At 60.8% G+C, this 25,825-nt stretch carries 23 protein-coding genes; 13 read left to right on the forward strand and 10 right to left on the reverse strand.

Going from position 1 to position 25,825, the window contains the following annotated elements:
- Positions 1-218: 218 nt before the first annotated feature.
- The 6 genes from AC0JZ8_RS12980 (at position 219) to AC0JZ8_RS13005 (ending at position 8,045) form a co-directional block, all read left to right on the forward strand.
- Positions 219-2,495, forward strand: a complete 2,277-nt coding sequence (locus AC0JZ8_RS12980) for a sensor histidine kinase NtrY-like (protein WP_471892670.1) — start codon at positions 219-221, stop codon at positions 2,493-2,495.
- The gene (gene ntrX, locus AC0JZ8_RS12985; RefSeq protein ID WP_113110622.1) at positions 2,485-3,849 is read left to right on the forward strand and encodes a nitrogen assimilation response regulator NtrX; all 1,365 of its coding nucleotides are present in this window, start codon (positions 2,485-2,487) and stop codon (positions 3,847-3,849) included. The genes AC0JZ8_RS12980 and ntrX overlap by 11 nt, the downstream gene beginning before the upstream one ends.
- Positions 3,850-3,858: 9 nt before the next feature.
- Positions 3,859-4,719, forward strand: coding sequence for a D-amino-acid transaminase (locus tag AC0JZ8_RS12990; RefSeq protein WP_471892671.1), 861 nt, complete (start codon positions 3,859-3,861; stop codon positions 4,717-4,719).
- A gap of 106 nt (positions 4,720-4,825) precedes the next feature.
- On the forward strand, positions 4,826-5,068 hold the full coding sequence (gene hfq / locus AC0JZ8_RS12995) for an RNA chaperone Hfq (protein ID WP_007757453.1): 243 nt from the start codon (positions 4,826-4,828) through the stop codon (positions 5,066-5,068).
- A gap of 2 nt (positions 5,069-5,070) precedes the next feature.
- Positions 5,071-6,501 carry a GTPase HflX gene (hflX, locus tag AC0JZ8_RS13000; protein WP_092660719.1) on the forward strand — a complete coding sequence of 477 codons (1,431 nt, stop codon included), beginning with the start codon at positions 5,071-5,073 and terminating at the stop codon, positions 6,499-6,501.
- 272 nt (positions 6,502-6,773) lie between these two features.
- Positions 6,774-8,045: an MFS transporter gene (locus AC0JZ8_RS13005; protein WP_062580972.1), complete on the forward strand. Its 1,272-nt coding sequence runs from the start codon at positions 6,774-6,776 to the stop codon at positions 8,043-8,045.
- Between the two features lie 93 nt (positions 8,046-8,138).
- Here AC0JZ8_RS13005 and AC0JZ8_RS13010 read toward each other — a convergent pair whose 3' ends face one another.
- The 5 genes from AC0JZ8_RS13010 to cysG all read right to left on the reverse strand — a co-directional run bounded on the left by AC0JZ8_RS13010 (position 8,139) and on the right by cysG (position 13,043).
- Positions 8,139-8,954, reverse strand: coding sequence for a ferredoxin--NADP reductase (locus AC0JZ8_RS13010; protein WP_471892672.1), 816 nt, complete (start codon positions 8,952-8,954; stop codon positions 8,139-8,141).
- A 128-nt stretch (positions 8,955-9,082) separates the two neighbouring features.
- Positions 9,083-9,592: a DUF934 domain-containing protein gene (locus AC0JZ8_RS13015; RefSeq protein WP_471892673.1), complete on the reverse strand. Its 510-nt coding sequence runs from the start codon at positions 9,590-9,592 to the stop codon at positions 9,083-9,085.
- The gene (locus tag AC0JZ8_RS13020) at positions 9,592-11,265 is read right to left on the reverse strand and encodes a nitrite/sulfite reductase (RefSeq protein WP_062580966.1); all 1,674 of its coding nucleotides are present in this window, start codon (positions 11,263-11,265) and stop codon (positions 9,592-9,594) included. Before AC0JZ8_RS13020 ends, AC0JZ8_RS13015 begins: the two co-directional genes overlap by 1 nt.
- Positions 11,266-11,286: 21 nt before the next feature.
- The gene (locus AC0JZ8_RS13025; RefSeq protein ID WP_471892674.1) at positions 11,287-11,601 is read right to left on the reverse strand and encodes a DUF2849 domain-containing protein; all 315 of its coding nucleotides are present in this window, start codon (positions 11,599-11,601) and stop codon (positions 11,287-11,289) included.
- On the reverse strand, positions 11,601-13,043 hold the full coding sequence (gene cysG / locus AC0JZ8_RS13030; RefSeq protein ID WP_471892675.1) for a siroheme synthase CysG: 1,443 nt from the start codon (positions 13,041-13,043) through the stop codon (positions 11,601-11,603). Before cysG ends, AC0JZ8_RS13025 begins: the two co-directional genes overlap by 1 nt.
- Positions 13,044-13,268: 225 nt before the next feature.
- On the opposite strand from cysG, the gene AC0JZ8_RS13035 reads away from it, so the two are divergent.
- Positions 13,269-13,850: a nucleoside deaminase gene (locus tag AC0JZ8_RS13035; protein WP_471892676.1), complete on the forward strand. Its 582-nt coding sequence runs from the start codon at positions 13,269-13,271 to the stop codon at positions 13,848-13,850.
- A 17-nt stretch (positions 13,851-13,867) separates the two neighbouring features.
- Entirely contained in the window at positions 13,868-14,698 is an 831-nt protein-coding gene (gene mazG, locus AC0JZ8_RS13040; protein ID WP_471892677.1) for a nucleoside triphosphate pyrophosphohydrolase, read from the forward strand.
- 61 nt (positions 14,699-14,759) lie between these two features.
- On the opposite strand, the gene AC0JZ8_RS13045 is transcribed toward mazG, so the two are convergent.
- The 3 genes from AC0JZ8_RS13045 to AC0JZ8_RS13055 form a co-directional block, all read right to left on the reverse strand.
- Complete coding sequence (locus AC0JZ8_RS13045) at positions 14,760-15,146, reverse strand: hypothetical protein (protein WP_471892678.1); 387 nt, start codon at positions 15,144-15,146, stop codon at positions 14,760-14,762.
- Positions 15,147-15,797: 651 nt separating this feature from the next.
- The gene (locus AC0JZ8_RS13050; RefSeq protein WP_062456430.1) at positions 15,798-15,995 is read right to left on the reverse strand and encodes a hypothetical protein; all 198 of its coding nucleotides are present in this window, start codon (positions 15,993-15,995) and stop codon (positions 15,798-15,800) included.
- Positions 15,996-16,137: 142 nt separating this feature from the next.
- On the reverse strand, positions 16,138-16,596 hold the full coding sequence (locus AC0JZ8_RS13055; RefSeq protein WP_471892679.1) for a DUF3828 domain-containing protein: 459 nt from the start codon (positions 16,594-16,596) through the stop codon (positions 16,138-16,140).
- Positions 16,597-16,645: 49 nt separating this feature from the next.
- On the opposite strand from AC0JZ8_RS13055, the gene AC0JZ8_RS13060 reads away from it, so the two are divergent.
- From AC0JZ8_RS13060 to AC0JZ8_RS13070, 3 genes are read left to right on the forward strand one after another with little or no spacing between them, the layout of a single operon-like run.
- A complete protein-coding gene (locus AC0JZ8_RS13060) occupies positions 16,646-17,365 on the forward strand; it encodes a ParA family protein (protein ID WP_471892680.1) in 720 nt (239 codons plus the stop codon).
- Positions 17,328-17,828, forward strand: a complete 501-nt coding sequence (locus AC0JZ8_RS13065; protein WP_471892681.1) for a hypothetical protein — start codon at positions 17,328-17,330, stop codon at positions 17,826-17,828. The genes AC0JZ8_RS13060 and AC0JZ8_RS13065 overlap by 38 nt, the downstream gene beginning before the upstream one ends.
- Positions 17,829-17,832: 4 nt before the next feature.
- On the forward strand, positions 17,833-18,711 hold the full coding sequence (locus AC0JZ8_RS13070; RefSeq protein ID WP_471892682.1) for an SIR2 family protein: 879 nt from the start codon (positions 17,833-17,835) through the stop codon (positions 18,709-18,711).
- Positions 18,712-19,181: 470 nt separating this feature from the next.
- Here the strand turns inward: AC0JZ8_RS13070 and uvrB are convergent, their stop codons facing one another.
- Entirely contained in the window at positions 19,182-22,160 is a 2,979-nt protein-coding gene (gene uvrB, locus AC0JZ8_RS13075) for an excinuclease ABC subunit UvrB (protein ID WP_471892683.1), read from the reverse strand.
- A 430-nt stretch (positions 22,161-22,590) separates the two neighbouring features.
- On the opposite strand from uvrB, the gene AC0JZ8_RS13080 reads away from it, so the two are divergent.
- Positions 22,591-24,069 (forward strand): DUF1800 domain-containing protein, encoded by a 1,479-nt coding sequence (locus tag AC0JZ8_RS13080; RefSeq protein ID WP_471892684.1) that lies wholly within the window; start codon positions 22,591-22,593, stop codon positions 24,067-24,069.
- 2 nt (positions 24,070-24,071) lie between these two features.
- Positions 24,072-25,244, forward strand: a complete 1,173-nt coding sequence (locus AC0JZ8_RS13085; RefSeq protein ID WP_471892685.1) for a DUF1501 domain-containing protein — start codon at positions 24,072-24,074, stop codon at positions 25,242-25,244.
- A 65-nt stretch (positions 25,245-25,309) separates the two neighbouring features.
- Here the strand turns inward: AC0JZ8_RS13085 and AC0JZ8_RS13090 are convergent, their stop codons facing one another.
- Entirely contained in the window at positions 25,310-25,705 is a 396-nt protein-coding gene (locus AC0JZ8_RS13090) for an acyl-CoA thioesterase (RefSeq protein ID WP_062456448.1), read from the reverse strand.
- Positions 25,706-25,825 lie beyond the last annotated feature (120 nt).

Here is a 25,825-nt window from a genome sequence, read left to right on the forward strand (position 1 = left end):
TCCTGTCATTTCCGGTCGCCACAATCGCTTGACACTTCTGCTTCATCGTTGCATTTTCGCCACAAAGCGTTGCTTAAACATCACGCAGATTTACGCTTCGGACTGAGCCTCCAGGCTTGGCCCGAGCGGCGCGAGTTTTCGTTGCAAATGAATGACTGGCGTCTGCGTCCGGATGAGATATCCGCACCGGCCACGCCACGAAGGCCGGGGTTTTAACGATGACGGATGGCGCTGCAACGCAGTCGGCCGAAACGGAGCCGGCAGCTGTGGTTCACGATCGGCGTGCATCGTTCGCGCTGCCGGGCCTGCTTCTTGCCGGTGGCGCACTGATCTGCGCCACACTGACACTATTCGTGCTGCTGGGCGTGACGCCGGTCGCACCGACGACCAATGTCGTGATCGCGTCCGCCGCGATCAACTCGCTGTTCATTCTCGGCCTTGTCTACCTGATCGGCAGAGAGGTCGGACGACTGGTAAAGGCCAGGCGTCGCGGGCGTGCCGCGGCCCGTCTGCATGTGCGCATCGTCGTCCTGTTCTCGTTTGTGGCGATCACGCCCGCTGTGCTGGTTGCGATCTTCGCCAGCCTGACGCTGAGCGTCGGCTTAGACCGCTGGTTTTCGCTTCGCACCCAGTCGATCGTGCAGTCGTCTCAGGACGTTGCGCGGGCCTATATGATGGAGAACGCAAGTTACCTTCAGGGCCAGACCGTCTCGATGTCGAACGATCTCGAGCGGAACCGGGCGATGTATTATCTCGACCGCACCGGTTTCATCGATCTTCTGACCCGTCAGGCACGGGGCCGTGGTCTGCTCGGCGCCTTCCTGGTGCAGGAGGATGGCCAGGCAGTCGCACAGGCCGACATCAAGACAGAAAAGCCGCTCCCGGCCATTCCGCAGGATGCCCTCAAAAGCGCCGCGTCCGGCCAACCGACGCTGATCCCGCCCGGCATTACCAACCTGGTCGGCGCCGTCATCAAGATCGACACGATCCCGGGCGCCTTTCTCTACACGATCCGGGCCGTCGATCCGCGCGTGATGAACGCGATGCGGCTGATGGAGGAGAACACCGCCGAATACAAGGCGATGGAAGCCGGCCGCATGTCGCTTCAGGTCGCCTTCGCCGTGCTCTATCTCGGCTTTGCGCTGATCGTGCTTCTGGCCGCCATCTGGGCCGCCATCGCTGTCGCCGACCGTATCGTACGGCCGATCCGGCTTCTGATCAGTGCGGCAGACAGCGTCGCCACCGGCAATCTCAACGTCGTCGTCCCGGTTCGCACTGTTGACGGCGATGTGGGCAGCCTTTCGCGCACCTTCAACAAGATGATTTCCGAGATCCGCAGCCAGCGCGATGAAATTCTCGAGGCCAAAGACGAGGTCGACGATCGCCGCCGGTTTATCGAGGCGGTGCTGTCGGGCGTGACCGCTGCCGTCATCGGCGTCGAGGCCGACCGCCGCATCACCATCGTCAATCCGACAGCGGAAGACTTTCTCGGTGCGCCTGCCGAGGAGCTGATGGGCAAGACGTTGGATGACGTGGCGCCTGAGATCGATCATGTACTGACCGAGGCGACCGCCCGCTCGCGCGGTGATTTCCGCAAGCAGGTCAACCTGATGCGCAACGGCACCGAGCGGACGCTGTCCGTGCAGGTCACCCGTGAAGAGCAGCGTTCGCCGCAGGATGCCTATGTCATCACTCTGGATGACATTACCGACCTCGTGATCGCTCAGCGTTCCACCGCCTGGGCGGATGTGGCGCGGCGTATCGCGCACGAGATCAAGAACCCGCTCACCCCGATCCAGCTTTCAGCCGAGCGCCTGAAGCGCCGCTATGGCAAGCAGATCGACGCCAGCGACCGGGCTGTGTTCGACCAGTGCACCGATACGATCGTGCGCCAGGTGGGTGATATCGGCCGCATGGTCGACGAATTCTCCTCGTTTGCCCGCATGCCGAAGCCGGCCAAGGAAGATGCGGACCTGCGCGATATCCTGCGCGATGCCATCTTCCTGCGCGAAATGGGTGAGACACATGTGGACTTCATTCGCGAGCTCGGAGATCAACCGCTGAAAGGCCTGTTCGATGCCCGCATGCTGGGCCAGGCTTTCGGAAACCTCGTCAAGAATGCTGTCGAGGCGATCGAGGCGGTGCCGAGCGATCAGCAGCGCGACGGCCGCAAGATCATGGTTCGCGCGGCTCTCGAAAAAGGCCGGGATACGTTCGTCGTCGATATCATCGACAACGGCAACGGACTGCCGACCGAAAACCGGCACCGCATTCTGGAGCCTTACATGACGATGCGCGAGAAGGGCACGGGCCTTGGCCTCGCGATCGTCAAGAAGATCATCGAGGAGCACGGCGGACAGCTGGAGCTGCACGATGCTCCCAACGATTTCGATCATGGCAAGGGCGCCATGATCCGGGTGCTGCTGCCGCATGTCGAGCGGGTGGCAAAGCCCAACACAGATAATAACGATAAGGAACTGGCATATGGCATCTGATATTCTTGTCGTCGATGACGAGGCCGACATTCGTGACATCGTTTCCGGGATCCTGTCCGACGAGGGCCATGAAACGCGAACGGCCCACGATGCGGACAGCGCGCTTGCGACGATATCCGACCGTGTGCCACGGCTCGTCTTTCTCGATATCTGGATGCAGGGATCACGGCTCGATGGTCTGGCTCTCCTCGAGGAGATCAAGTCCCGTCATCCGGACCTTCCCGTCGTCATGATTTCCGGTCACGGCAATGTCGAGACAGCGGTATCAGCCATCAAGCGCGGTGCCTTCGACTTTATCGAGAAGCCGTTCAAGGCCGATCGGCTGATCCTGATCGCCGAGCGGGCGCTCGAAAACTCCAAGCTGAAGCGCGAAGTGACAGAGCTGAAACGCCGTACCGGGGACGCCGCCGAACTGGTTGGCACGTCGGTTGCCGTGTCGCAGCTTCGCCAGACGATCGAGAAGGTCTCGCCCACCAACAGCCGCATCATGATCCTTGGCCCTTCCGGCTCCGGCAAGGAGCTGGTGGCACGGATGATCCACAAGAAGTCCTCGCGCGTGACGGGGCCATTCGTGGCGCTGAACGCCGCAACGATCACGCCCGATCGCATGGAAATCGCGCTGTTCGGGACCGAAGGCGGGCCTGGCCAGCCCCGCAAGATTGGCGCGCTGGAAGAGGCGCATCGCGGCATTCTCTATCTCGACGAAATCGGTGAAATGCCGCGCGAGACGCAGAACAAGATCCTGCGCGTGCTTGTTGATCAGCAGTTCGAACGCGTCGGCGGTTCCAAGCGGGTGAAGGTGGATGTGCGCATCATCTCGTCGACCGCCCTCAACCTCGAGAGCCTGATTGCCGAAGGCGCGTTTCGCGAGGATCTCTATCACCGTCTCGCGGTCGTGCCGGTCAAGGTGCCGGCGCTTGCCGAACGGCGGGAGGATATTCCGTTCCTCGTCGACATGTTCATGCGCCAGATCTCCGAGCAGGCGGGCATCCGCGCACGCAAGATCGGTGACGATGCCATGGCGGTGCTGCAGGCGCACGACTGGCCGGGCAATATCCGCCAGCTGCGCAACAATATCGAACGGCTGATGATCCTTGCCCGCACCGACGGTCCGGACACCGCGATATCAGCGGACATGCTGCCGCCGGATCTCGGCGACATGCTGCCGAAAGTCTCGGCGAAGGGCGATGTGCATATCATGACGCTGCCCCTGCGTGAGGCACGCGAAATGTTCGAACGCGACTATCTCGTCGCGCAGATCAACCGCTTCGGCGGCAACATTTCGCGGACAGCGGAATTCGTCGGCATGGAGCGCTCGGCGCTGCACCGGAAACTGAAGTCGCTGGGCGTTTAAGGGATCACCATGCGTATCGCTTACGTCAACGGCCAGTATGTCAGGCACTCCGAGGCTACTATCCATATCGAGGATCGGGGTTTCCAGTTCGCCGATGGTGTCTACGAAGTCTGCGAGGTCCGGGACGGATTGATCGTTGATCTGACGCGGCATCTGAACCGGCTCGACCGGTCGCTGAGTGAGCTGCGTATCACCCAGCCGATGAGCCGCGCGGCACTCACCCTCGTCATCCGTGAGGTGCTGCGCCGAAACCGGGTTCGCAACGGCATCTTCTACATGCAGGTGACACGCGGGGCGGCAAAGCGCGACCATTTCTTCCCGCCGGAGGGGACGGCTCCGACCATCACGATCACTGCCAAAAGCACCGATCCGTCGCTGCTTGCCAAGAAGTATGCGACCGGCATCAAGGTGATCACGCTTCTCGAAAACCGCTGGGATCGCGTCGACATCAAGACCGTCGGTCTGTTGCCCAACGTTCTGGCCAAGCAGCAGGCCCGTGATGCGGGGGCCCATGACGCGATCTTCGTGACGCGCGACGGCATGGTGCTGGAAGGTGCGTCGGCCAATGCCTGGATCGTCACGCCGGATGGCGAGCTTGTCACGCGGCCGGCCGAGCACGGGATCCTGAAGGGCATTACCCGCACGACGGCGATCGACGTTGCGGCAAAGCTCGGCCTGGTTTTTGTCGAGCGCGAGTTCTCCGTGGACGAAATGCATGGCGCCCGCGAGGCCTTCATGACATCCGCAACCGGCATTTGCGTTCCGGTCGTCGAGGTGGATGGTAAGCCCGTCGCGAACGGCCATCCAGGCACCGTCTCAAGCGATATAAGGGACGCTTTTTTCGCGATTGCGGAGAAGACGGCGATTTGATAACCAGACTGTCAGGGGAAGGGAAACACGAGGGCGTTTCCCGCTCAACTCTAGAAATTTTGATCAGCTTCCGGCAATGACCGGCAAGAAAGAAAGAAGCGACGCTATGGCGGAACGTTCTCAGAACCTGCAGGATTTGTTTCTCAACACAGTCCGCAAACAGAAGATTTCCCTGACGATATTCCTGATCAACGGGGTGAAGCTCACGGGCGTCGTGACCTCGTTCGACAATTTCTGTGTGCTTCTACGCCGTGACGGACACTCGCAGCTCGTGTATAAGCACGCTATCTCCACCATCATGCCGGGCCAGCCGATGCAGATGTTCGAGACAGAAGAAAACGCTGCTTAAGGATCGATAGAATCTCCAATCGCGATACCTCGAACGAATCAATAGTCCCGGAAGCCGAAAAGCACCGGGACGACATGCGCGCTGTCGTCATCGTGCCTGTGCTGAAACAGAGCCGGGCACGCAGCGGGCAGGGTGAGGCGACAGCCACGCCTGCGCCCTCAAGACCGGCAGCACCGCAGCGATCCAACGAAGCCCGTCTTGAAGAAGCGACCGGCCTTGCCCGTGCGATCGATCTCGAGATCGCCGAAGGCATGATCGTAACCGTCGGTCAGCCGCGGCCTGCCACGCTGATGGGCACCGGCAAGATCGAAGAGATCAAGGCACTTCTCGACGAGAAGGATGCCGGGCTCGTCATCGTCGATCATCCGCTGACACCTGTCCAGCAACGCAATCTCGAGAAGGAATGGGGCGCCAAGGTCATTGACCGCACCGGCCTCATTCTGGAAATCTTCGGCCGCCGTGCGTCCACCAAGGAAGGCACGCTGCAGGTCGATCTCGCCCACCTGAACTACCAGAAGGGCCGCCTCGTTCGGTCCTGGACCCACCTTGAACGCCAGCGCGGTGGTGCGGGCTTCATGGGTGGTCCCGGTGAAACGCAGATCGAGGCCGACAGACGGCAGTTGCAGGACAAGATCATCAAGCTCGAGAGGGAGCTTGAACAGGTCGTCCGGACCCGCCAGCTGCACCGCGCCAAACGGCGCAAGGTGCCGCATCCGATCGTGGCACTGGTCGGCTATACCAATGCCGGCAAGTCGACGCTGTTTAACCGCATTACCGGCGCCGGCGTTCTCGCCGAGGACATGCTGTTTGCGACGCTCGATCCGACGCTGCGCCGGATGAAGCTGCCGCATGGCCGCACCGTCATCATGTCCGATACGGTCGGTTTCATCTCCGATCTTCCGACCCACCTTGTGGCCGCCTTCCGCGCGACGTTGGAAGAGGTGCTGGAAGCCGATCTCGTGCTCCATGTGCGCGATATGTCCGATCCTGATAACGCCGCCCAGTCGGCTGACGTGCTGCGCATCCTCGCCGATCTCGGGATCGACGAGAAGGAGAGCGAGAAGCGCATCATCGAGGTCTGGAACAAGATCGACCGGCTCGACCCGGAAAGCCACGACGCGCTGTTCGAGCGTGCCCAGGGCCGCGCCAATATCATGGCCGTCTCGGCGATTACGGGCGAAGGCGTCGACGCGCTGCTCGATGAAGTCTCGAACAGGCTGTCCGGCGTGCTGACCGAGGCCGAGATCGTGATCCCGGCCGATAAGCTGGCACTCGTCTCCTGGGTCTACGGCAATGCCGTGGTGAGCGAGCGTGAGGACAATGAGGACGGCTCGGTGACGCTGGTCGTCAAACTCACGGATCGGCAGGCTTCTGAACTGGAGCGCAGGCTCGGGAACGGCGCAAAGCCGGACAAGGAAGAGTGGGAGCGGTAAGACGCTCCTTCTTCATTCCCTGTAGCTGCTGCGAAGGTTCGCGTGAGCGTATTTCCCTCCAATGGATGGTAATTCGCTTTGTGAACCTATGTCGGAAAACACCAGTCCAGTAATGCTCTATTGTGATACGTATTCATCTTCGTGGTGCGAAGCTAACACACTGACAATATTTGAGTATTAAATAGGATTTACGGGTAATTCACGGGCGGCGGAAGCAACCAAAGCTTGGCGGATGCATTAAGGCTGCGCTCTCCAGCTAAGGTTCGCTCCTGATGACATCATCCGTTCTTCACAAATCTGCGGGTGGCAATCCACCGCGCATCTTCTCCGACCGATCTCTGGCGGCGCTCTGCCTCCTCAATTTCTTTCTAGCCGATGCGCGTGATGGGCTCGGGCCGTTTCTTGATGCTTTCCTTGCGACGCAAGGCTGGTCATCGATGTCACTCGGCCTGATCGCCACGGTCGGTGGCTTGATCGGACTGGCGGCCACGCCGCTTTGCGGGGCGCTGGTCGATGGAACGTCGTGGAAACGGGCGCTCGTTGCCATTCCGGTCGTGGTGGTCACCGCTGCAGCGCTGGTGACGCTTCTTTCCCCCAATCCGGCAATTGTCTGGATCGGTCAGATCGGGACCGCCGTCGTCGGCGCCGTGATCGGTCCGGCACTGGCCGGCCTGACGCTGGGTCTCGTCGGCGAGAAGCTGTTTTCGCAACAGATCGCTCGCAACGAGTTCTGGAACCACACAGGCAATTTCGCCTCGCTGTTTGCCGTCTACGTCATCATCTCGCTGTTCGGCCAGGGTGGCATGATCTGGCTGATGATCGCGACGGCGTTCGGTGCTCTTGCGGCAGTCGCAATGATCGATCCTGATCGCATCGATCACAAGGTCGCCCGCGGCCTTGCGGCGGACGACGGCAGCGGAGCAGACGCTAGCGCGGCGGAGGCGCCATCCGGTTTCAGTGTGCTTCTGAAAAGCCGGGGACTTATTCTGCTCGCACTGATCCTGATGATCTTCCATTTCGGCAACGCGCCGATGAGCCGGTTGATCGCCCAGCAGTTCGCCATCGAACTCGGAACACCATTCCGGACCACGGCGATCATCACAGGCATCGCCCAGCTTTCGATGGTGGCTGTCGCGGTCGTGACGCCGTTCCTGATCCGAAGGCTTGGCCTTGCCGCGACGCTTGCGATCGGGCTTGCAGCGCTGCCGATCCGCGGGTTGATCGCCGGCAGCTTTGACGGTTTCTGGGTGGTATGGCCCGTCCAGATCCTCGACGGCGTCGGTGCCGGGCTGCTTGGCATCGTCACACCGGTTGCGGTGGAACGCATCCTGAAGGGTACAGGCCGTTTCAATGTCGGCTTTGCGAGCTTGATGACGGTCCAGGGCCTTGGCGCATCGCTCAGCAACGTCGTTGCCGGCTATGTGGTCAGCCAGGGAGGCTATGCGGTCTCTCATCTCGTCGGGGGCGGCGTCGCGCTGATCGCCGTGGCCGTCTTCGCGATCTACCACAAGGAAATCGCGCCTTCGCAAAAGTCGATCGGCTGAAACAGAGATGCCGCGATCCCCAAATGTAATCGAGGATCGCGGCATTTATAATCAGATCATTAGACCGGTCTTTTAAACCGATATCTCAGAAGCTTACCCAACAAATGCGCGTTCGATAACGAACTCGCTCGGCTTGTTGTTGGCACCTTCGGTCAGGCCGGCATCTTCCAGGCGTTCCTTGGTGTCTTTCAGCATCGCAGCAGAGCCGCAGATCATGCCTCGGTCGACAACGGGATCGAGCGGCGGCACGCCAAGATCGGTGAACAGCTTGCCATTGTCGATCAGGTCCGTGATGCGGCCCTGATAGGGGAATGCCGCGTCGCGGGTGACGGTCGGATAGTGTTTCAGCTTGGTGCCGACGACTTCGGAGAGAAACTCGTGATTGCGGATCTCTTCCATCAGGTCGAACCCGTATTTCAGCTCCGCCACTTCGCGGCAGGTATGGGTGAGGATCACCTCGTCGAACTTCTCGTAGGTTTCCGGATCGCGGATCAGGCTTGCGAACGGCGCGATGCCCGTGCCGGTCGAGAACATGTAGAGACGCTTGCCGGGCGTCAGCGCGTCGAGCACCAGCGTTCCTGTCGGCTTCTTGCGCATCAGAACCGTATCGCCCGGCTTGATCGCCTGTAGATGCGATGTCAGCGGGCCATCCGGAACCTTGATCGAGAAGATCTCGATCTCTTCGTCCCAGGAGGGGCTGGCAATCGAATAGGCGCGGTAGATCGGCTTGTCGCCGACCATCAGGCCAATCATGGCAAACTCGCCGGACCGGAAGCGGAAGCCTGCCGGACGTGTCATGCGGAAGCGGAACAGATGATCCGTGAAATGCTCCACCGAAAGCACTGTTTCGGCGTAGACTCCATCCGGGATCTTCACGGCAAACTCTTCGGTCTTGGCAGGTGCGTTCATAGTCTCGTCCGTTACTCGGTCAGATTGGTCTCGCAGCAGCGAAATACACTATCGAGCCGCGCTTATGAAGCAATCGGCCGCGCTTTCTGGCCGATCACTTAGAAAATATGTCTTCTGAGGTCAGCTTTTCAAGCCGGCACAGAGCGGCGGCGCCAGCTATAGCCTTCGCCCGGTTCCGCAGGACGCGCCGTTGGCTGGTAGTGGACGTCAATGCCGGGCAGGCGGCCTTCCTCCAGACGCTGCAGCGCAGTCGCGTTCGTGACCGCGAAGCTGTCGATGCCACAGCGCAGCATCAGCGGGACCTGGTCGATCAGGACATCGCCCACGGCGCGCAACTCGTTCTTGTAGGCCAGCCGATCGCGCAAAAGCGACGCGTGGCTGAAGGCGCGGCCATCGCTGAAGGCCGGAAATTCCACCGCTACCAGCTCGATGCGGTAGAGATAGGGCTCAAGCTTGCTGACGTCGTCGGCGGGCTTGATCAGCACACCGAGACCGACATCGTTGCTGGCTTCCGCTTTCTCGATGAACTCGGCCAGCGGAAGCAGAGGCTTTTGCTCGCCTTCGGCCTTTATCTCTTCCGTCTCGATCACCCAGGGGTCGTTGGCGACGAAGCCGGTCTCTCTCCAGATCTTCGCCATCACGCCGCCTCCGCCTTCGCGTCACCGTAGAGCGCATCCTTGAAGGGCTGCGGTCCAACCCGGCGATAGGCGGCGAGGAAGGTTTCCTCCTGGCCCTGCCGAAGCCCGAGATAGGTGTTGACGATGGTTTCGATTGCGTCCGTCACCTTCGACGGCTCGAAGCCACGGCCGATGATTTCGCCGATCGACGTATTCTCGTCGGCAGAACCGCCAAGCGTGATCTGATAGAGCTCGGTGCCCTTCTTTTCGACCCCCAGTAGCCCGATATGGCCGACATGGTGGTGGCCGCAGGCGTTGATGCAGCCGGAGATCTTGATCTTCAGCTCGCCGATTTCCGCCTGCCGCTCCGGGGAGCCGAAGCGTGTTGAGATTTCCTGCGCGACCGGGATCGAACGGGCGTTCGCCAGAGCACAATAGTCCAAGCCGGGACAGACGATCATGTCCGTGATCAGGTTGGAGTTTGCCGTTGCCAGATTGTGGGCGGCGAGGGCGCGATAAAGCGGCTCGAGATCGGCCAGCGCCACATGCGGCAGGATGACGTTCTGCTCGTGGCTGATGCGGATCTCGTCATGGCCGAACTCTTCCGCGAGATCGGCCATCGCATCCATCTGCACATCGGACGCATCGCCCGGAATGCCGCCGATGGGCTTCAGCGAGATGGTAACCATGCCGTAGTCCGGATGCTTGTGCGGCTGGACGTTCTGGTCCACCCAGCGGGCAAAGTTCTCGTCCTGCCGCTTCCAGCTCGCGAGTTCCTTCCAGCCCTCGGCGCGGTTCGCCAACGCGGGCGGTGCGAAATAGGCGGTGATCGCCTCGATATCCTGTTCCGGCAGTTTCAGCTCGGTGCCCTGCAGATGCTGGAATTCTTCTTCCACCTGACGGGTCAGTTCCTCGACGCCGGTTTCGTGCACGAGGATCTTGATGCGGGCCTTGTACTTGTTGTCGCGGCGACCGTTTAGATTGTACACGCGCATGATCGCGGTCGTGTAGGAGAGGAGATCCTCTTCCGGCAGGAAGTCGCGGATCTTCTTGGCGATCAGCGGCGTGCGGCCCTGTCCGCCGCCGACATAGACGGCAAAGCCGATCTCGCCCTTGTCGTTCTTCTTCAGGTGCAGGCCGATATCATGCACCTGGATCGCGGCACGGTCGCGCTCAGCGCCAGTCACGGCGATCTTGAACTTGCGGGGCAGGAACGAGAATTCGGGATGGACCGACGACCACTGGCGCAGGATTTCCGCGTAAGGTCGCGGATCGGCGACTTCGTCGGCTGCAGCGCCTGCGAAATGATCGGCCGTGACGTTGCGGATACAGTTGCCGGACGTCTGCAGCGCATGCATTTCGACGGTTGCGAGTTCGGCCAGGATATCCGGGGTATCCGACAGTTTCGGCCAGTTGTACTGGATGTTCTGCCTGGTGGTGAAATGGCCGTAGCCGCGGTCGTACTTGCGGGCGATATGGGCAAGCATCCGCATCTGCTTTGCATTCAGCGTGCCATAGGGGATCGCGACGCGCAGCATATAGGCATGCAGCTGGAGATAGACGCCGTTCATCAGGCGCAGCGGCTTGAACGCATCCTCGGCAAGCGCGCCGGAGAGGCGACGCTCCACCTGATCGCGGAACTGCTCCACGCGGCCTGATACAAATGCGTGGTCGAATTCGTCGTAACGATACATGATGTTCCTGAACTCTCGGTATCAGACTGCGATGAATGCCGGATCGGCGTGGCTGTAGCCGGCGGCGTAATCCATTGTGGGGCCCTGTGCACGGATGCGCTCGCGAAGACGCGTGGGCCACAGCCTGCCTTCGGTTTCCTCGACATCGATGACATTGACGTCGACAACCTTGTTTTCGGCGAAATCACGCTTGCCGATTGCTTCCAGCGAGGAGACGGCTTCCGCGTGGCGTGCCACAAGCGCTTCCTGCAGGTTTTCCGTCCAGCGGCCGGCGGCATCGAGCCAGACGGCAATGCCATCGGACAGGCGGTTGGCAGTCAGAACCTTGTCGGCCATTATTCCACTCCAATGCTTGCCCGCTCTTCCGTCCTTGCAAAGGCGGAAAGCGGTTCGGACTTGTCGAAATTCGCGCCGGCGACGGCTTCGCCGATAATCACCATGACCGGGCCATCGAGATCGTCGCGGGCCTCGAGCGCCGGGAGTTCCTGGAGGACGCCATGGAACAGCTTGCGGTCGGTGCGGCTGGCATTCTCGATGACGGCGACGGTGGTGAGCGGGGAGACACCGGCCTGCATCAGCCGTTCGGCGACCGATGCTGCAACCGTGCGGCCCATATAGACGGCGATGGTGGCGCCCGAGATCGCAAGGCTTGCCCAATCGGGCAGGGCTTTGCCGGTGAGGTCATGGCCGGTGGTGAAGATCAGCGACGAGGCGACACCGCGAAGGGTCAGCGGCAGTTCGAAATCGGCAGCCGCGGCAAAGGCCGAGGTGATGCCGGGCACGATCTCATATGCGATGCCGGCTTCGCGCAAGGCAGCCATCTCTTCGCCGGCGCGGCCGTAGACCAGCGGATCGCCGCTTTTCAGGCGCACGACGCGCTTGCCCTGACGACCGAGATCGACCAGCAGGCGGTTGATTTCGTCCTGGCTCTTGGAATGGCAATTCTTGCGCTTGCCGACCGAAAGGCGTTCCGCATCGCGGCGGCCCATATCGACGATCGCCTGGGGAACAAGCGCATCGTAGACGATCGCGTCCGCTTCCATCAGCACGCGCTGGGCCCGCAGTGTCAGGAGATCCTCGGCGCCTGGACCGGCGCCGACCAGCCAGATCTTGCCTTCGGCCTTGCCGGTGAGGGAGAGAAGAGCGTCTGCGGCACGGCGGGCCGCGGTATGATCGTTGGCGTCGACGGCATCGGCAACATCGCCGGAGAAGAACCGGCGCCAGAAGATGCGACGGGAGACGCCGCGCGGGACGGCGCGTTCGACGGCATCGCGGTAATCGGTCGCAAGCGAGGCAAGTTTGCCAAGCGATGGCGACAGCATCTGATCGATGCGGGCGCGGATCATCTGGGCGAGAACAGGACCTGCACCTTCCGTGCCGATGGCGATGGCGAGTGGAGCGCGGTTGACCAGTGCCGGCGTGAAGAAATCGCAGTGATCCGGCTGGTCCACGGCGTTGGACGGAATTCCGTGCGCGCGGGCCGCGGTGACGATGGTCTGGTCGAGAGCCTGATCGCCGGTGGCGGCAAACACGAGCGTGGCGCCAGCCACTTGACCGGCGGCGAAGGTCTTGCGGATCGGTTCTATTCCGTGCTGGGCTAGCCATGCGGCATAATCGGCCTGCGGATCATCCGCATAGGCGATGATCAGCGCGTCCGTATTGGCGATCAGCCGCGCCTTGGCATAGGCCTCGTCGCCGTTGCCGAACACGGCAACGTTTTTTCCGCGCACGCGAAAAAACGCCGGGAAGACCGACAGGCGTTGAAGGCTCTGAGACATGCGATTATCCTGCATCATATGAACCTGAATATCCACAATGCGGTGGCATAATTGAAGAAATGGATGTGCAAAAGGCCGGGGCGCCCGGTATTTCTGTTTCCCGTTCGCTCGCTTCTTGAGCAAAAGCCACCGCCAACCTTCCGTTTATTGTCCTGAGCATGACGCGACCGTAACCCGACACAAGTTCGCCACCCCCCCGCAGCCGACCCAGATCAAGAGTGCCCCATGACCATTGCTTCCCGCCTTCTCGATGTCATCGAGCACGATATCCTGCCGCTAACACAAACGGGCGTTTCCGCCGGCAACAAGGTGTTCGGAGCGGCGATCCTGCGCAAGTCCGATCTGTCGCTGGTGATTGCCGAGACCAATAACGAGCTGGAAAATCCGCTGTGGCATGGCGAGGTGCATACGCTGAAGCGCTTCTACGAGATTGATTCCGGACTTTCCGCCAAGGACCTGATTTTCCTCTCGACTCACGAACCGTGCACGATGTGCATGTCGGCGATTACCTGGGCCGGGTTTGACAATTTCTACTCGTTCTTCAGCCACGAGGACAGCCGCGATGCGTTTGCCATTCCGCACGACCTGAAGATCCTGAAGGAGGTGTTCGGGCTGGAGCCCGGCGGCTACCGGCGCGCCAACGCCTTCTGGAATTCCTACTTCATCAGCAACCTGATCGAGGCCGAAGAGGACGACGCCATCAGGCAGGATCTGAAGGCCCGGGCGGAGCGGATCAGGGAGCGCTACCAGCTGCTGTCTCAAAGCTATCAGGCCGGCAAGGCTGACAACACGATACCGCTCAATTGAAGGCCAAGGATTTCGGCATGCATGCTTCGAAGGAAATTTCCCGCCTGATCGAGATCATGGCGGCGTTGCGCACGCCGGTGACCGGTTGCCCGTGGGATCTCGAACAGAGTTTCGAGACGATCATTCCCTATACGATCGAGGAGGCCTACGAAGTGGCCGATGCGGTCGAGCGGCATGACATGGACGATCTGCGCGAGGAACTGGGCGACCTTCTTTTGCAGGTCGTATTCCATGCGCGGATGGCGGAGGAGGCCGGTGCGTTTGCCTTCGGCGACGTGGTCGAGGCCGTCACCACCAAAATGATCCGCCGGCATCCGCATGTGTTTGCGCGCTCCGACGCGGATACGCCGGGCGCCGTGAAGCTGCAGTGGGATGCGATCAAGGCCGAGGAGAAGCGCGAGCGGGCCGAGCGGCGGGCGCTGCGCGGGACGACCGACACTGCCAAATCCGGCTTTCTCGGCGGCGTGCACCGGGCCCAGCCGGCCTTGAGCGAGGCCGTGAAGTTGCAGCAGCAGGCCGCCCGCGTCGGGTTCGACTGGTCGGAACCCGGCCCGATCCTCGACAAGATCGAGGAGGAAGTGGCCGAACTGCGCGAGGCCCTGGCGGCCGGGCAACCCGAAAAAGTCTCCGACGAACTCGGCGACCTCATCTTCGCCCTCGTCAATATCGGCCGCCATGTGGATGCCGATCCGGAAACGGCGCTGCGTGGGACGAATGCGAAATTCCGCAGACGTTTCAGCCATATCGAGACGGAACTTGAGAGATCGGGTGAGACGTTGGAGGCGGCGACGCTTGAGCGAATGGAGGGGCTGTGGCAGGCGGCGAAGGCGATTGAGCGGGCGCTGTAAGCCGCTCAGCTTCCTGCCGCCCATCTCGGCCCGGCGGAGCTGTTTCCATCCGCGGTCCGCGTTACGGCAGGGATGGCGGGGGCAGTTTTTCGCGGGCCCGGTAGGCCGCCATCCATCGCTTGGCATCCTCTTCCGGTAGCGCGTTTCGGGCGACCTCGACACAGGCATCCTGCAATTCACGCTCGATGGCGGAGGGCGACGCGAACATCATGCCCTGCCGGCCGAGATCGGCGCGGGCGGCAAGCGCGATGAGGTAGATCAGGGTAAAGCTTTCGGGGTAGTCGGGGCCGAAATTGATCAGACAGGCAGGGGCGCCGGTGTCTATATTGACATGCAAGCATCGGTTGGCGCGACGGCATTCGCGCCGGAGGCAGGCCTGCGGAAAGGCCAGTATCTCTGCCGTGCAGCATGCCAGGTGGGTCTCGATTTCCGTGATTTCGAGAGACATGGTGCTTCTCCTGTCCGGTTTCGGATGGTCCGCCTGCGCAGGGCAGACGTGTGCCTTGGCGATCGAGGGATGGAAAATTCGGACGGGGCGCCGGAAGCTGCCTCGATATAGAAAGTAGTGGGTGACACCTTTCGGCACCCCGTTCGGCGGTTTTTGCCCGCGACTCCGGTCTCTCTGCAATGACCCGGCCGGGCGGTTGTTCGCCGCCAGCTTCCCGGTGTTTCCGACGGATCAGGAATCCGGCGAAACCACCCGGCGGGCCACCTTGTGTGCCGCACAGGCACATCCGGCGCGCTCTTTCGGGCATCGGAAACCGGCGGTCGGTCCGTGACCCGCCTGTTTCCCCCGTGTCGCCGGAGGGAGACCATTTTCCGCGGACCCGGAGCATGGGGTTTTGCGTCCTTTCCCCATGATCCGCGCCGGTTCCGCCTCGCCGGGACGCCTCCCGGTGTATCCGCGACGGAACGCAGCATTATAGGCACGGAAAAAATCCGTGAGGATGTAACATGCGTTAAGTCATTGAAATTTAGTGGGTCGGTGCGTCAAAAGTCGCCGATGCGCTCAGGAAAGCTCAAATTTCGAGGCGCGTGCGCAGAACGGAAATGTGGGCGTTGCGCCCGCGCTCCGGTAGGGTCCGCATAAAGCGTCCGCTCAGCGCGGCGCGGTGCCGGCCAGTTTCGACTGCACGAGATCGACGCTGCCGCGAACATGGATCGTCACCGGTTTGCCACCGGCACCCGTGACCGCCAGCGCAATCACCGAGACGTCTTCCTCATAGGTGGTGACGTAAAGGACCTGAGCCTGATTGACGTAAACGGGCTGATTGTGGGTGTTCTTGAAGCCAATCATCGTGGCTGTGCTCCATCTTCGTTGTGAAGAAGGTATCGCATGGAAGGGGTTGATGGAGGGTGAATGCGGGTGGTGATGGTGTATGGGCGTGTGGAGGCGCTTTGGCTGGCGGCCAAGGCTGGCGCCGCGATCCCGGACGGATCTAGCGGCCGCCGAGCAGGTCGCGCAGGCCCCATTTGACCTCGCCCTTGCGGTTTTCGATGTCATCCACCTTCCAGCCGCCGTTTTCGTGCACGAGCGTGTAATGCAGCGTGACCGGCCCAAAATTGCGGAAAAACACATCGAGTTCGACGCGGTCCCCGCTTCCCTTGAGCGGCCCGAGACGCACATTCGTCGCCTCGCCATCCTGCCCTGATATCACCGGATCGAAATCGATCGTGCCGATCTCGTCATCGGACGTCCGGGCGCGATCGGCGACAAACAGCTTGGCCAGGCCGCGCGAGAAGAACGGCTGGTAAGGCGAGGGCGCATCCGCCGGCGTCTTGTCGAGATCATAGGCATAGAGCGCCTTGATCAGCGCTTCGGGGGTTTTGTAGGTCTCGGCCGCGAGCGTGGTGAGTGCGGAGAGGACGAGCAGGGTGAGGGCGATGAGGGTGCGCATGGGGAGGTCTAGTTGTAGCTTGGGGGGTGAGAGTTGAGGATCTGGCCACATGACTGTGGATACACGACGTCTACTCTTGATTGCTCTTGAGCGAAATGCACCATACACGAACAAGCGTAGAGGAAGTATGATGGTAAAAGGCCAAAGACGATCAAGCTTAGGCTTTCCTCTGACTGAGGAGCAGCGTTCTGTGTTTGCAGACGCTCAAGGAGGAGGCGCGAAGGCAGTATGCTTCTTCAATAACAAAGGAGGGGTTGGTAAAACAACTCTAGTCGCCAATTTAGGTGCGCAGCTTTCGTTAGATTTTGGCGCAAAAGTATTGCTTGTTGACTGTGATCCTCAGTGTAATCTAACGCAATACGCCTTAGGTGAAGAAAAAGCCTTAGAAGTATACTCTGAAAGCGATCCAAAAACAGTATTTAGCATTATTCGGCCTTTGGCGCTGGGAAAAGGATATAGTTCCGAGCTGCCACTCGTAAAGCCCGAAAAGTTTGGCTTTGATTTGGTAATTGGAGATCCAAGGCTTGCCCTACAAGAGGATCTGTTGGCGCAGGATTGGAGAGATGCTAAAGCTGGAGGTATGCGGGGCCTTCAAACTACGTTTGTATTTCTTGATCTTTTAAAGAAAGCATCGAAACTCCAGTATGATTTTGTACTGTTCGATATGGGCCCGTCACTAGGAGCTATAAATCGATCAATTCTACTTGCGGTTGATTTTTTTTGTTGTCCCTATGGCAATCGACATTTTCTCTATCTGGGCCATTCGTAATATCGGACAGACGGTCGCGGTTTGGCAGCGCGAGCTTAAAGCGGGAATGAGCATTGCGGAAGATCCGTCGGAACTCCCGGATTTGGACAAGCGCGATCAGCTCAAATTTCTAGGGTACGTTACTCAGCAGCATAAAGAACGTGGAGCAGTAGCGCAAAACACGAATCTTGCTGAAGATGGAAGTGCTTCTACGAAAAAAATCGTTCTAGCTTATCAAGAAATCAATAAAAACATTCCCGCAGAGATCAGTAAGAGCTTGGCGTCCTTTTACGATGCGACCAAACTGGATCCCCACCTTGGTGAGATACGCCATCTGGGTAGCTTGGCGCCGATGTCCCAAAGTCAAAATACTCCGTTATTTAATGTCGCCGCAGGTGGAAGCTATATCCAGCTGAGGAAGCAAGCGCGTGAGCTCTACCGAGATATCGCAACAAAATTTCTTCGCAATATAACGATGGCTTAGTCTCATGCTTAATCAAGATCTAGTCGATGATCTCGCTCGGCAGAAGGTTGTCCTTTTTTTGGGGGCAGGAGTTTCATCAAGTGCGCCTACTCGTGCCGGCCGACGTATGATGGGGTGGGCTGCTTTCCTGAAAGCTGCTTGTCGTGACATGGATGCTGCACAGTCAGATGAAATAGCTGCGTTAATTGATTCGAAAGACTATCTTCTGGCTTGCGAAATACTCCAGAGTTTTCACGCAGACAACTGGCCTGGATTGATCGTAGCTGAGTATGGACAATCAGCGGAGCCATCGGAGCTTCACCGGGCCCTCATATCTTTAGATCAGCGAATTGTTCTGACTACTAACTTCGATAAGTTGATCGAGGCCGCTTGGGAAAACAAGTTAGGAAGTTCAAGCCACTTCCCAATTGTCGTCGCAGGGATACCGGACAGAGCTTTTTCTGCTTTGAAAGACTACTCGCGAAAATATGTGATAAAGATACATGGAAGCACAGACGATGCCGAGAATGTTGTCTTCTCGAGGTCTCAATATATAAAATCAGCTTTCGCCAATCCTTTGTATTCGGAATTCTTAGATAGTTTGCTTTTAAACTACACATTTCTGTTTGTCGGATTTTCGATGGATGATCCTGCAATAACATCTCTTATGGAATCTTACTCGTTTAAGTATAGTAGATCGAGATCGCACTATATATTTGTGGGTAATGAGACGCCGGAGCGTTTCAGTGAAATCAACCGGCGGCTACGAAAACTTGTATCGATCCGCTATGATACTTCTGATGACCACAAAGAATTACCCGGACTTATCAATCAGTTAGCGAGGCTTATGGTCACTCGTAGGAATGAGATATTCACGGATATGAGGGTTGCGACTGCGTTATGACTAGGTCACCTAAGCTCGGTTCGGCTATTTAGTATACAGATTAAACGATGGTAGTCATCGTAGTCAGATAAGTGCAAGCAGTGCAATGCACACCCCCACCCGCCGCGTTGCGGCGACCTCCCCCCTCAAGGGGGAGGTGTTTTCCGGGATGCCTGAGGGTGAGTGACCGCTGCCTCTTCGGAGCTGTCATGTCGGTGCCTACGCCCCGGCCGCCACGTTTTTCCCCTTGGTCCGACGCTTCTGCTGCTTGGCATCGCCAGAATCCTCGTAACTCCCGGCGCCGAGTTTCCTTACCCGCCCCTTGAGGGGGAGGGTCGGACCGGAGGTCCGGGGTGGGGTGGTGGTTTGAGGTTTTGGCTGTTCACCCCCACCCGCCGCTTTGCGACGACCTCCCCCCTCAAGGGGGAGGTGGTTTCCGGGATGCCTGAGGGTGAGTGACCGCTGCCTGTTCGGAGCCGTCGTGTCGGTCTCTACCGACCGGGCCGCCCCGTCTTGCCCTTCGTTCTGCGCTTCTGCTGCTTGGCATCGCCAGCATCCTCGTAACTCCCGGCGCCGACCTTGCCGCGGACGATGGGGCGGGGGTCGTCCTTGCCTTCGCCGCGTTCCGGCTGGCCTTCCAGCAGTGGCGAAAAGCGTTTCTTGGTGCTGATCGTTTCCGGTGGGCGTTCCGGCAGGGTGCCGGGGGCGGGTTTTTCGGTGCGGCCGACGGTCATCTCGTCGAGGGAGTTGCGGCGGAAGAGTGGGGTGGCCGTGTCTGTGCCCGGGCCCATGTCGTCGAGCGAGGGTTTGGCGAAGTAGGAGGGAGAGGCCTCGTCTCCGGCCTTGGCGCTTTTGCCTTTGCTGCCGCCCAGCGAGGTGCGGGTGGCTTCGGCGCTGCGGCGGACGCCTTCCTGGGCTTTGGATTCCTCGCGGGCGATCGGATCGTCCATGGTGGCGAGTTCTGAGGCCTTGAGGCGTTTGATCTCGTCGCGCAGGCGGGCGGCCTTTTCGAAGTCGAGATCGGCTGCGGCGTCGCGCATGGATTTTTCCATGGCGTTGAGATGGCTTTGCAGGTTGTTGCCGACGAGGTGGCCGCCGTCTGCAAAACCCTTGCCCGAGGCGCCGGAGATATCGGCGCGGACGTGGTCGCGTTCGTAGACGCTGTCGAGAATGTCGGAAATGCGGGCTTTTACCGATTCAGGCGTGATGCCGTGTTCCGTGTTGTAGGCGACCTGCTTTTCGCGGCGGCGGGCGGTTTCGTCCATGGCGCGCTGCATCGAGCCGGTGATCTTGTCGGCGTAGAGGATGACCTTGCCATCGACGTTACGGGCGGCGCGGCCGATGGTCTGCACGAGCGAGGTTTCCGAGCGCAGGAAACCTTCCTTGTCGGCATCGAGAATGGCGACGAAGCCGCATTCGGGAATGTCGAGACCTTCGCGAAGCAAGTTGATGCCGATCAGCACGTCGAAGGCGCCGAGGCGCAGGTCGCGGATGATCTCGATGCGTTCCAGCGTGTCGATGTCCGAGTGCATGTAGCGGACGCGCACGCCCTGTTCGTGCAGGTATTCGGTGAGGTCTTCGGCCATGCGCTTGGTGAGCACGGTGACCAGGGTGCGGTAGCCCTTTTCGGCGGTCTCGCGGATCTCGCCGAGCACGTCGTCGACCTGGCTGCGGGCGGAGCGGACTTCGACCGGCGGGTCGATCAGGCCGGTCGGGCGGATGACCTGTTCGGCAAACACGCCGCCGGCCTGTTCCATTTCCCAGTTGCCGGGCGTGGCCGACACGGCGACGGTGAGGGGGCGCATGGCATCCCATTCCTCGAAGCGCAGCGGCCGGTTGTCCATGCACGACGGCAGGCGGAAACCGTATTCGGCCAGCGTCGCTTTTCGGCGGAAGTCGCCCCGGTACATGCCGCCGATCTGGCTGACGGAGACGTGGCTCTCATCGATGAACAGCAGCGCGTTATCGGGGATATATTCGAACAGCGTCGGTGGCGGCTCGCCGGGCGTGCGGCCGGTGAGATAGCGCGAATAGTTCTCGATGCCGGCGCAGGAGCCGGTCGCCTCGAGCATTTCGATATCGTAGCGGGTGCGCTGTTCCAGACGCTGCGCTTCCAGGAGGCGGCCGCCCTTTTCGAGCTCGTTGAGGCGGAGTTTCAGCTCTTCCTTGATCGACTTGATGGCGCCGTTGAGCGTCGGGCGCGGCGTCACATAGTGGGAGTTGGCGTAGATCTTGACCGATTTCAGGTCGCCGGTCTTGTGGCCGGTGAGCGGGTCGAATTCGGTGATGCTATCGATCTCGTCGCCGAACATGGAGATGCGCCAGGCGGCATCTTCAAGGTGGGCGGGGAAGATCTCGATCGTATCGCCGCGCACGCGAAACGATCCGCGGATGAAATTGATGTCCTGGCGCTTGTATTGCTGGGCCACGAGATCGGCCAGAAGCTGGCGCTGGTCGAGCTTGTCGCCCACGGCCATCTGGAAGGTCATGGCGGTGTAGGTTTCGACGGAGCCGATACCATAGATGCAGGAGACCGAGGCGACGATGATGCAGTCATCGCGTTCCAGCAGCGAGCGGGTGGCGGAGTGGCGCATGCGGTCGATCTGTTCGTTGATCGAGGATTCCTTCTCGATGAACGTGTCGGAGCGCGGCACATAGGCTTCCGGCTGGTAATAGTCGTAGTAGGAGACGAAATATTCTACCGCGTTGTCGGGGAAGAAGTTCTTGAATTCGGAATAGAGCTGCGCCGCAAGCGTCTTGTTGGGCGCAAGGATGACGGCCGGGCGCTGCGTGGCCTCGATGACCTTGGCCATCGTGAACGTCTTGCCGGAGCCGGTGACGCCGAGCAGGACCTGCGAGCGTTCGTTGTTGTTGATGCCCTCGACGAGGTCCTTGATGGCAGTCGGCTGGTCGCCGGCAGGCTGATAGTCCGAGGCCATGCGGATGGTGACGCCGCCTTCGGACTTTTCCGGACGGTGAGGACGGTGCGGCGTCCACATCTTGCCGTCCTTGAACAGCGGGTTGCCGCTTTCGATCAGCGCCGACAGGGCCTCCACCGTCGCGGTGACGGCGCCGGTGGCGAGGTGTTCGGCCTCTTCCAGCGACACGTCCATGCCGGCGACCGGATTGAGGCCGGCGGCGGCGCGGGTTTTGGGATCGGAAGAGCCGCCCATCGACGTGCCGCGGGACGATTTCGACGAGGTCGTGTGCTTGGCGGTTTTCGGCGTCTCTTTCGCGGCGGCCTTGATGGCCTCCTCGCGGGCGGCGATCTCGATCTTCTTGCGATGCTTGCCGGCCTTGGAGGCGATCTCGCGCTGGGTCTCGACGCCGGACATTTCCGCCTCGGCTTCCAGCTGCCTCACCCAGTCCGAAACATTCCCCTCCAGCGGCGCGCCTTCAAATGACGATTGCGGGGATTCCTCGAAACCGCTGGGCTTGGAGGAGGGGGATTTTTTCGGAGATCTGGCCATGCCGCGAATATGGAGGCGGCACGGCGGAAAGTGAAGAGGGGGATGGTGGGAAAATGAGTACAAAAGGGCAACGGGGTAGTTTGTGCTTTTGGCGCGGTCTCCAGCAGATCCCGAAGGCTACCATTGTCCACAGTTCTACGATGCATAGCGTGGGCTGCGTCTCTCACATCCCCACGCCGTAAAGTAACCGGATGACAGAATGTTGTATCGACCGTGGCTGGACAGGCGAGCCGTCGTTGGCGATATCGCAGCTGATGGCATTCTTGCCGAGGCATGTCGAAATCGTTTAGAGGGGCCACTTCCGAGGTTCTTCGGTCCCAGACCGCGGTTGGCTGGCGGCAAATCGTCCGGGTCGCGAAATGGCCGTAATTGTCTTTCGTTTCGGACACATTCGTCTCCGACTCTGGGGGACTGAAACAGGAGTGGCCGGATGGCGATTTCGAGACCGACATTGGCAGCGATTCGCTACGGGTACGGATTGCGTCCCGGAGAAGAGCCGCCGCGCGATGCCGAGGCTCTGCTGGCCCAGCTTGATCAGGCTGCCAAGCGGAAACTGCGGTTTCCCCGCGAGGGAGCGGGTGGCCGCCGCGAGACGGCCTCTCGGGTGATGTCGTTGCGGGCGGCCGAAGCGAAGGCGGCGAAGGACGGCAAGCCGAACGAAAGCATTCGCAAGGAAACCCAGAAGGAAGCGCTGCAGATCTATCGGCAGGATGCGATGGCGCGGCTGGCGCAGGCGATCCTGTCGCCCTTCGGGTTTCACGAACGGCTGGCATCGTTCTGGACGGACCATTTTTCCACCAGCGCGCTCAAGTCGCTGCCGATGCGGATGGTCGTGCCTTTGTACGAGGCGGAGGCGATCCGTCCCAATCTGGCCGGGTCGTTCGCGAACCTGCTGAAAGCCGCCATGCTGCATCCCGCGATGCTGATCTATCTCGACCAGAGTGATGGTGCCGGCATGGACGCCCCCGCGGGGCGGCCGGGCGGGCGTGCCGTCAACGAAAGCCTTGGCCGCGAACTGCTGGAACTGCACACGCTGGGAGCTGGGAGCGGGTATACCCAGGAGGATGTCCGGGCCGCCGCGCTGATCCTGACGGGACTGTCGGTCGATCGCCGCGCTCTCGAAGTCGTCTACCGGCCACGCATTTCCGAAGGCGGCTCGATCAGCTTGCTCGGAGAGGTTTATGAGGACGACGAGGCGGGGAGCCAGGACCATCTACGGATGCTTGAGGATCTGGCGCTGAACCCGATGACGGCGGAACATGTCTGCCGAAAACTGGTGATCCACTTCGTTGCCGACGAACCCCCGGCGGATGTGGTTGCCGCGATGACGGCAGCCTGGGCTGAAACCGAGGGTGATCTGAAGGCCGTCTATCGTGCCATGCTAAATCATCCCCGTGCCTGGAGCGATCCTGGACAGAAGATCAAGCGTCCGTTCGAATTCGTCGTGTCCGGATTCCGAGCCGTCGACATTTCCGACAAGGACCTCTCCCGGTTGCTGGACGAGATGGACGACGATGAGCAGGAAGACGACGGACCGATGCGAAAGGCGCTGAAGATGGCCAGCAGCACGGCTGCCCGCGCGGATGCCAAGCAGCGTGCCGCGCGCGCCAACGACCTGACGCTTGCCGCGCTCCAGCGGATGGACCAGCCGATCTGGCAGCCACCGAGCCCGGCCGGCTATGCCGACCTGGCGAGTGTCTGGCTGTCGCCGGGCCAGCTGAGCGAGCGGATCGCCTGGGCGCGGCTGATGGCCGGCCGTTTCGGCCAGAGGCGCGATCCCGGCACGTTTCTCGATGCGGCGCTCGGGGACGCGGCGGGCCAGAATACCAGGGACGTGATTGCTCAGGCACCCAACACCAACCACGCCATCGCGATGGTTCTGGCGTCGCCCGAGTTCAACAGGAGATAGCGATGACGATCAAGCCAAGCTTTTCGCTCTCCCGCCGCGGCTTTCTGGCCGGCGCCTGCTGTGCCGCGGCCGCACCCGTGCTGACACCGTTCAGCGTTGCGGCTGCTCCTGGCGAAAGCCGGTTCGTGACGATCATATTGCGCGGAGGAATGGACGGCCTGGATCTGGTGCAGCCCTATGGCGATGCGGCTTTCGCCGCATTGCGACCGACGCTCGGTCTGACGCCCGGGACCGGACTTGTTAATCTCGACGGATTTTTCGGTCTCAACCCGGCGGCGTCGGCATTGATGCCGCTCTGGCAGGAGAATGCGCTGTCCTTCGTGCACGCGGTCGCGACGCCCTACCGCGACGGGCGCCGTCATTTCGACGGCCAGACAATGCTGGAAAACGGTGGTACCGACGCATCGCAGAAGAGTGGCTGGCTCAACCGGACGCTGGCGGTCATTCCGCGCACCGACGGCCGCAAGGCGCTCGACATCCATACGTCGATGGAACTGATCCTGAGCGGGCCGAACAAGGCCGACATCCGTCCGGGAACGGGCGACGTGGAGATGGCGCAGGACGAGATCGGCTTTCTCGATCGGCTCTACGCAGCCGACGCGCCGTTTGCCGCGGCGATGGAGGAGGTCAAGCGGACGGGGTTTTCGGCTGGCGGGTACCGCCAGAAGCGGAACCGCAGCGTCGTCGACATGGCGCGGCTTGCCGGTGGCATGCTGCGGGAAGACTACCGGATTGCCAGCTTTTCGATCAACGGCTGGGATACGCATGTGGAGCAGGCTAGCCAGTTCGGATCGGTGGCTGGCGAGCTTGCCGCTGCCATCGTCGCGCTCAAGGACGCATTGGGTGCTGACGCCTGGGCCCGCACGGTGGTGCTGGCCGTCACGGAATTCGGACGTTCCGTGCGCGAGAACGGCACCGGCGGAACCGATCACGGCACCGGCGGCGTTGCCGTTCTCGCCGGCGGTGCGGTGTCGGGTGGGAAGGTGATGGGGACCTGGCCCGGTCTTGCCGAGGACAGGCTTCTGGATGGCCAGGATCTGATGCCGACCGGTGATGTGCGCGAGATCGCCGCGGCCATGCTGCACAAGCAGTTCGGCATTGCGCCGGACAAGCTGACGTCGCGCGTCTTTCCCGGGCTGTCCTTCGACAGGTCCTCCATCTATCTTCAGGGGTAACTGGCTATCTACAGCGATAGACCGGCTAGCTAAAGGGATAGACTAGGGCCGGTCCGAGCCGACCGTTATTCTGCCGGGACGGGTCTTGGCTTGCCGTCGTCTCCCAGCGCCACCATGACGAAGGTCCCGGCCGTTACCTTTTCCAGCATCCGGTAGCGGGCGCGCTGGGCCCAGGCTTCGACATTCAAGGTGATCGAACTCGTGCCGACGCGGGTGATCTCGGTGTAGACGTTCAACGTGTCACCGATCTTGACGGGAAGCTGGAACGCCATCTCTTTTACGGCTGCGGTCACCGTGCGGCCATGGGCCCGCTCGGTGGCGCGGATGCCGCTGGCAAGGTCCATCTGGGCCATCACCCAGCCGCCGAAGATATCCCCGGCTGGATTGGCGTCGGCCGGCATCGCAAGTGTGCGCAGTGTCAGTTCGCCGGTCGGAGAGGCAGGTTGCGGCTGTTCGGTCATTCGTCACGTCCTTGCTGAGTCTCGTATCTGTTGAGACCAGACTAGAGCGAAAGACAGGTCCGGCCCACCCTTGTTTTGGATTGGAGCAATGCTCCAGCAACATGGCTTGGATACATGCCG

Source organism: Velazquezella soli (assembly GCF_977018685.1).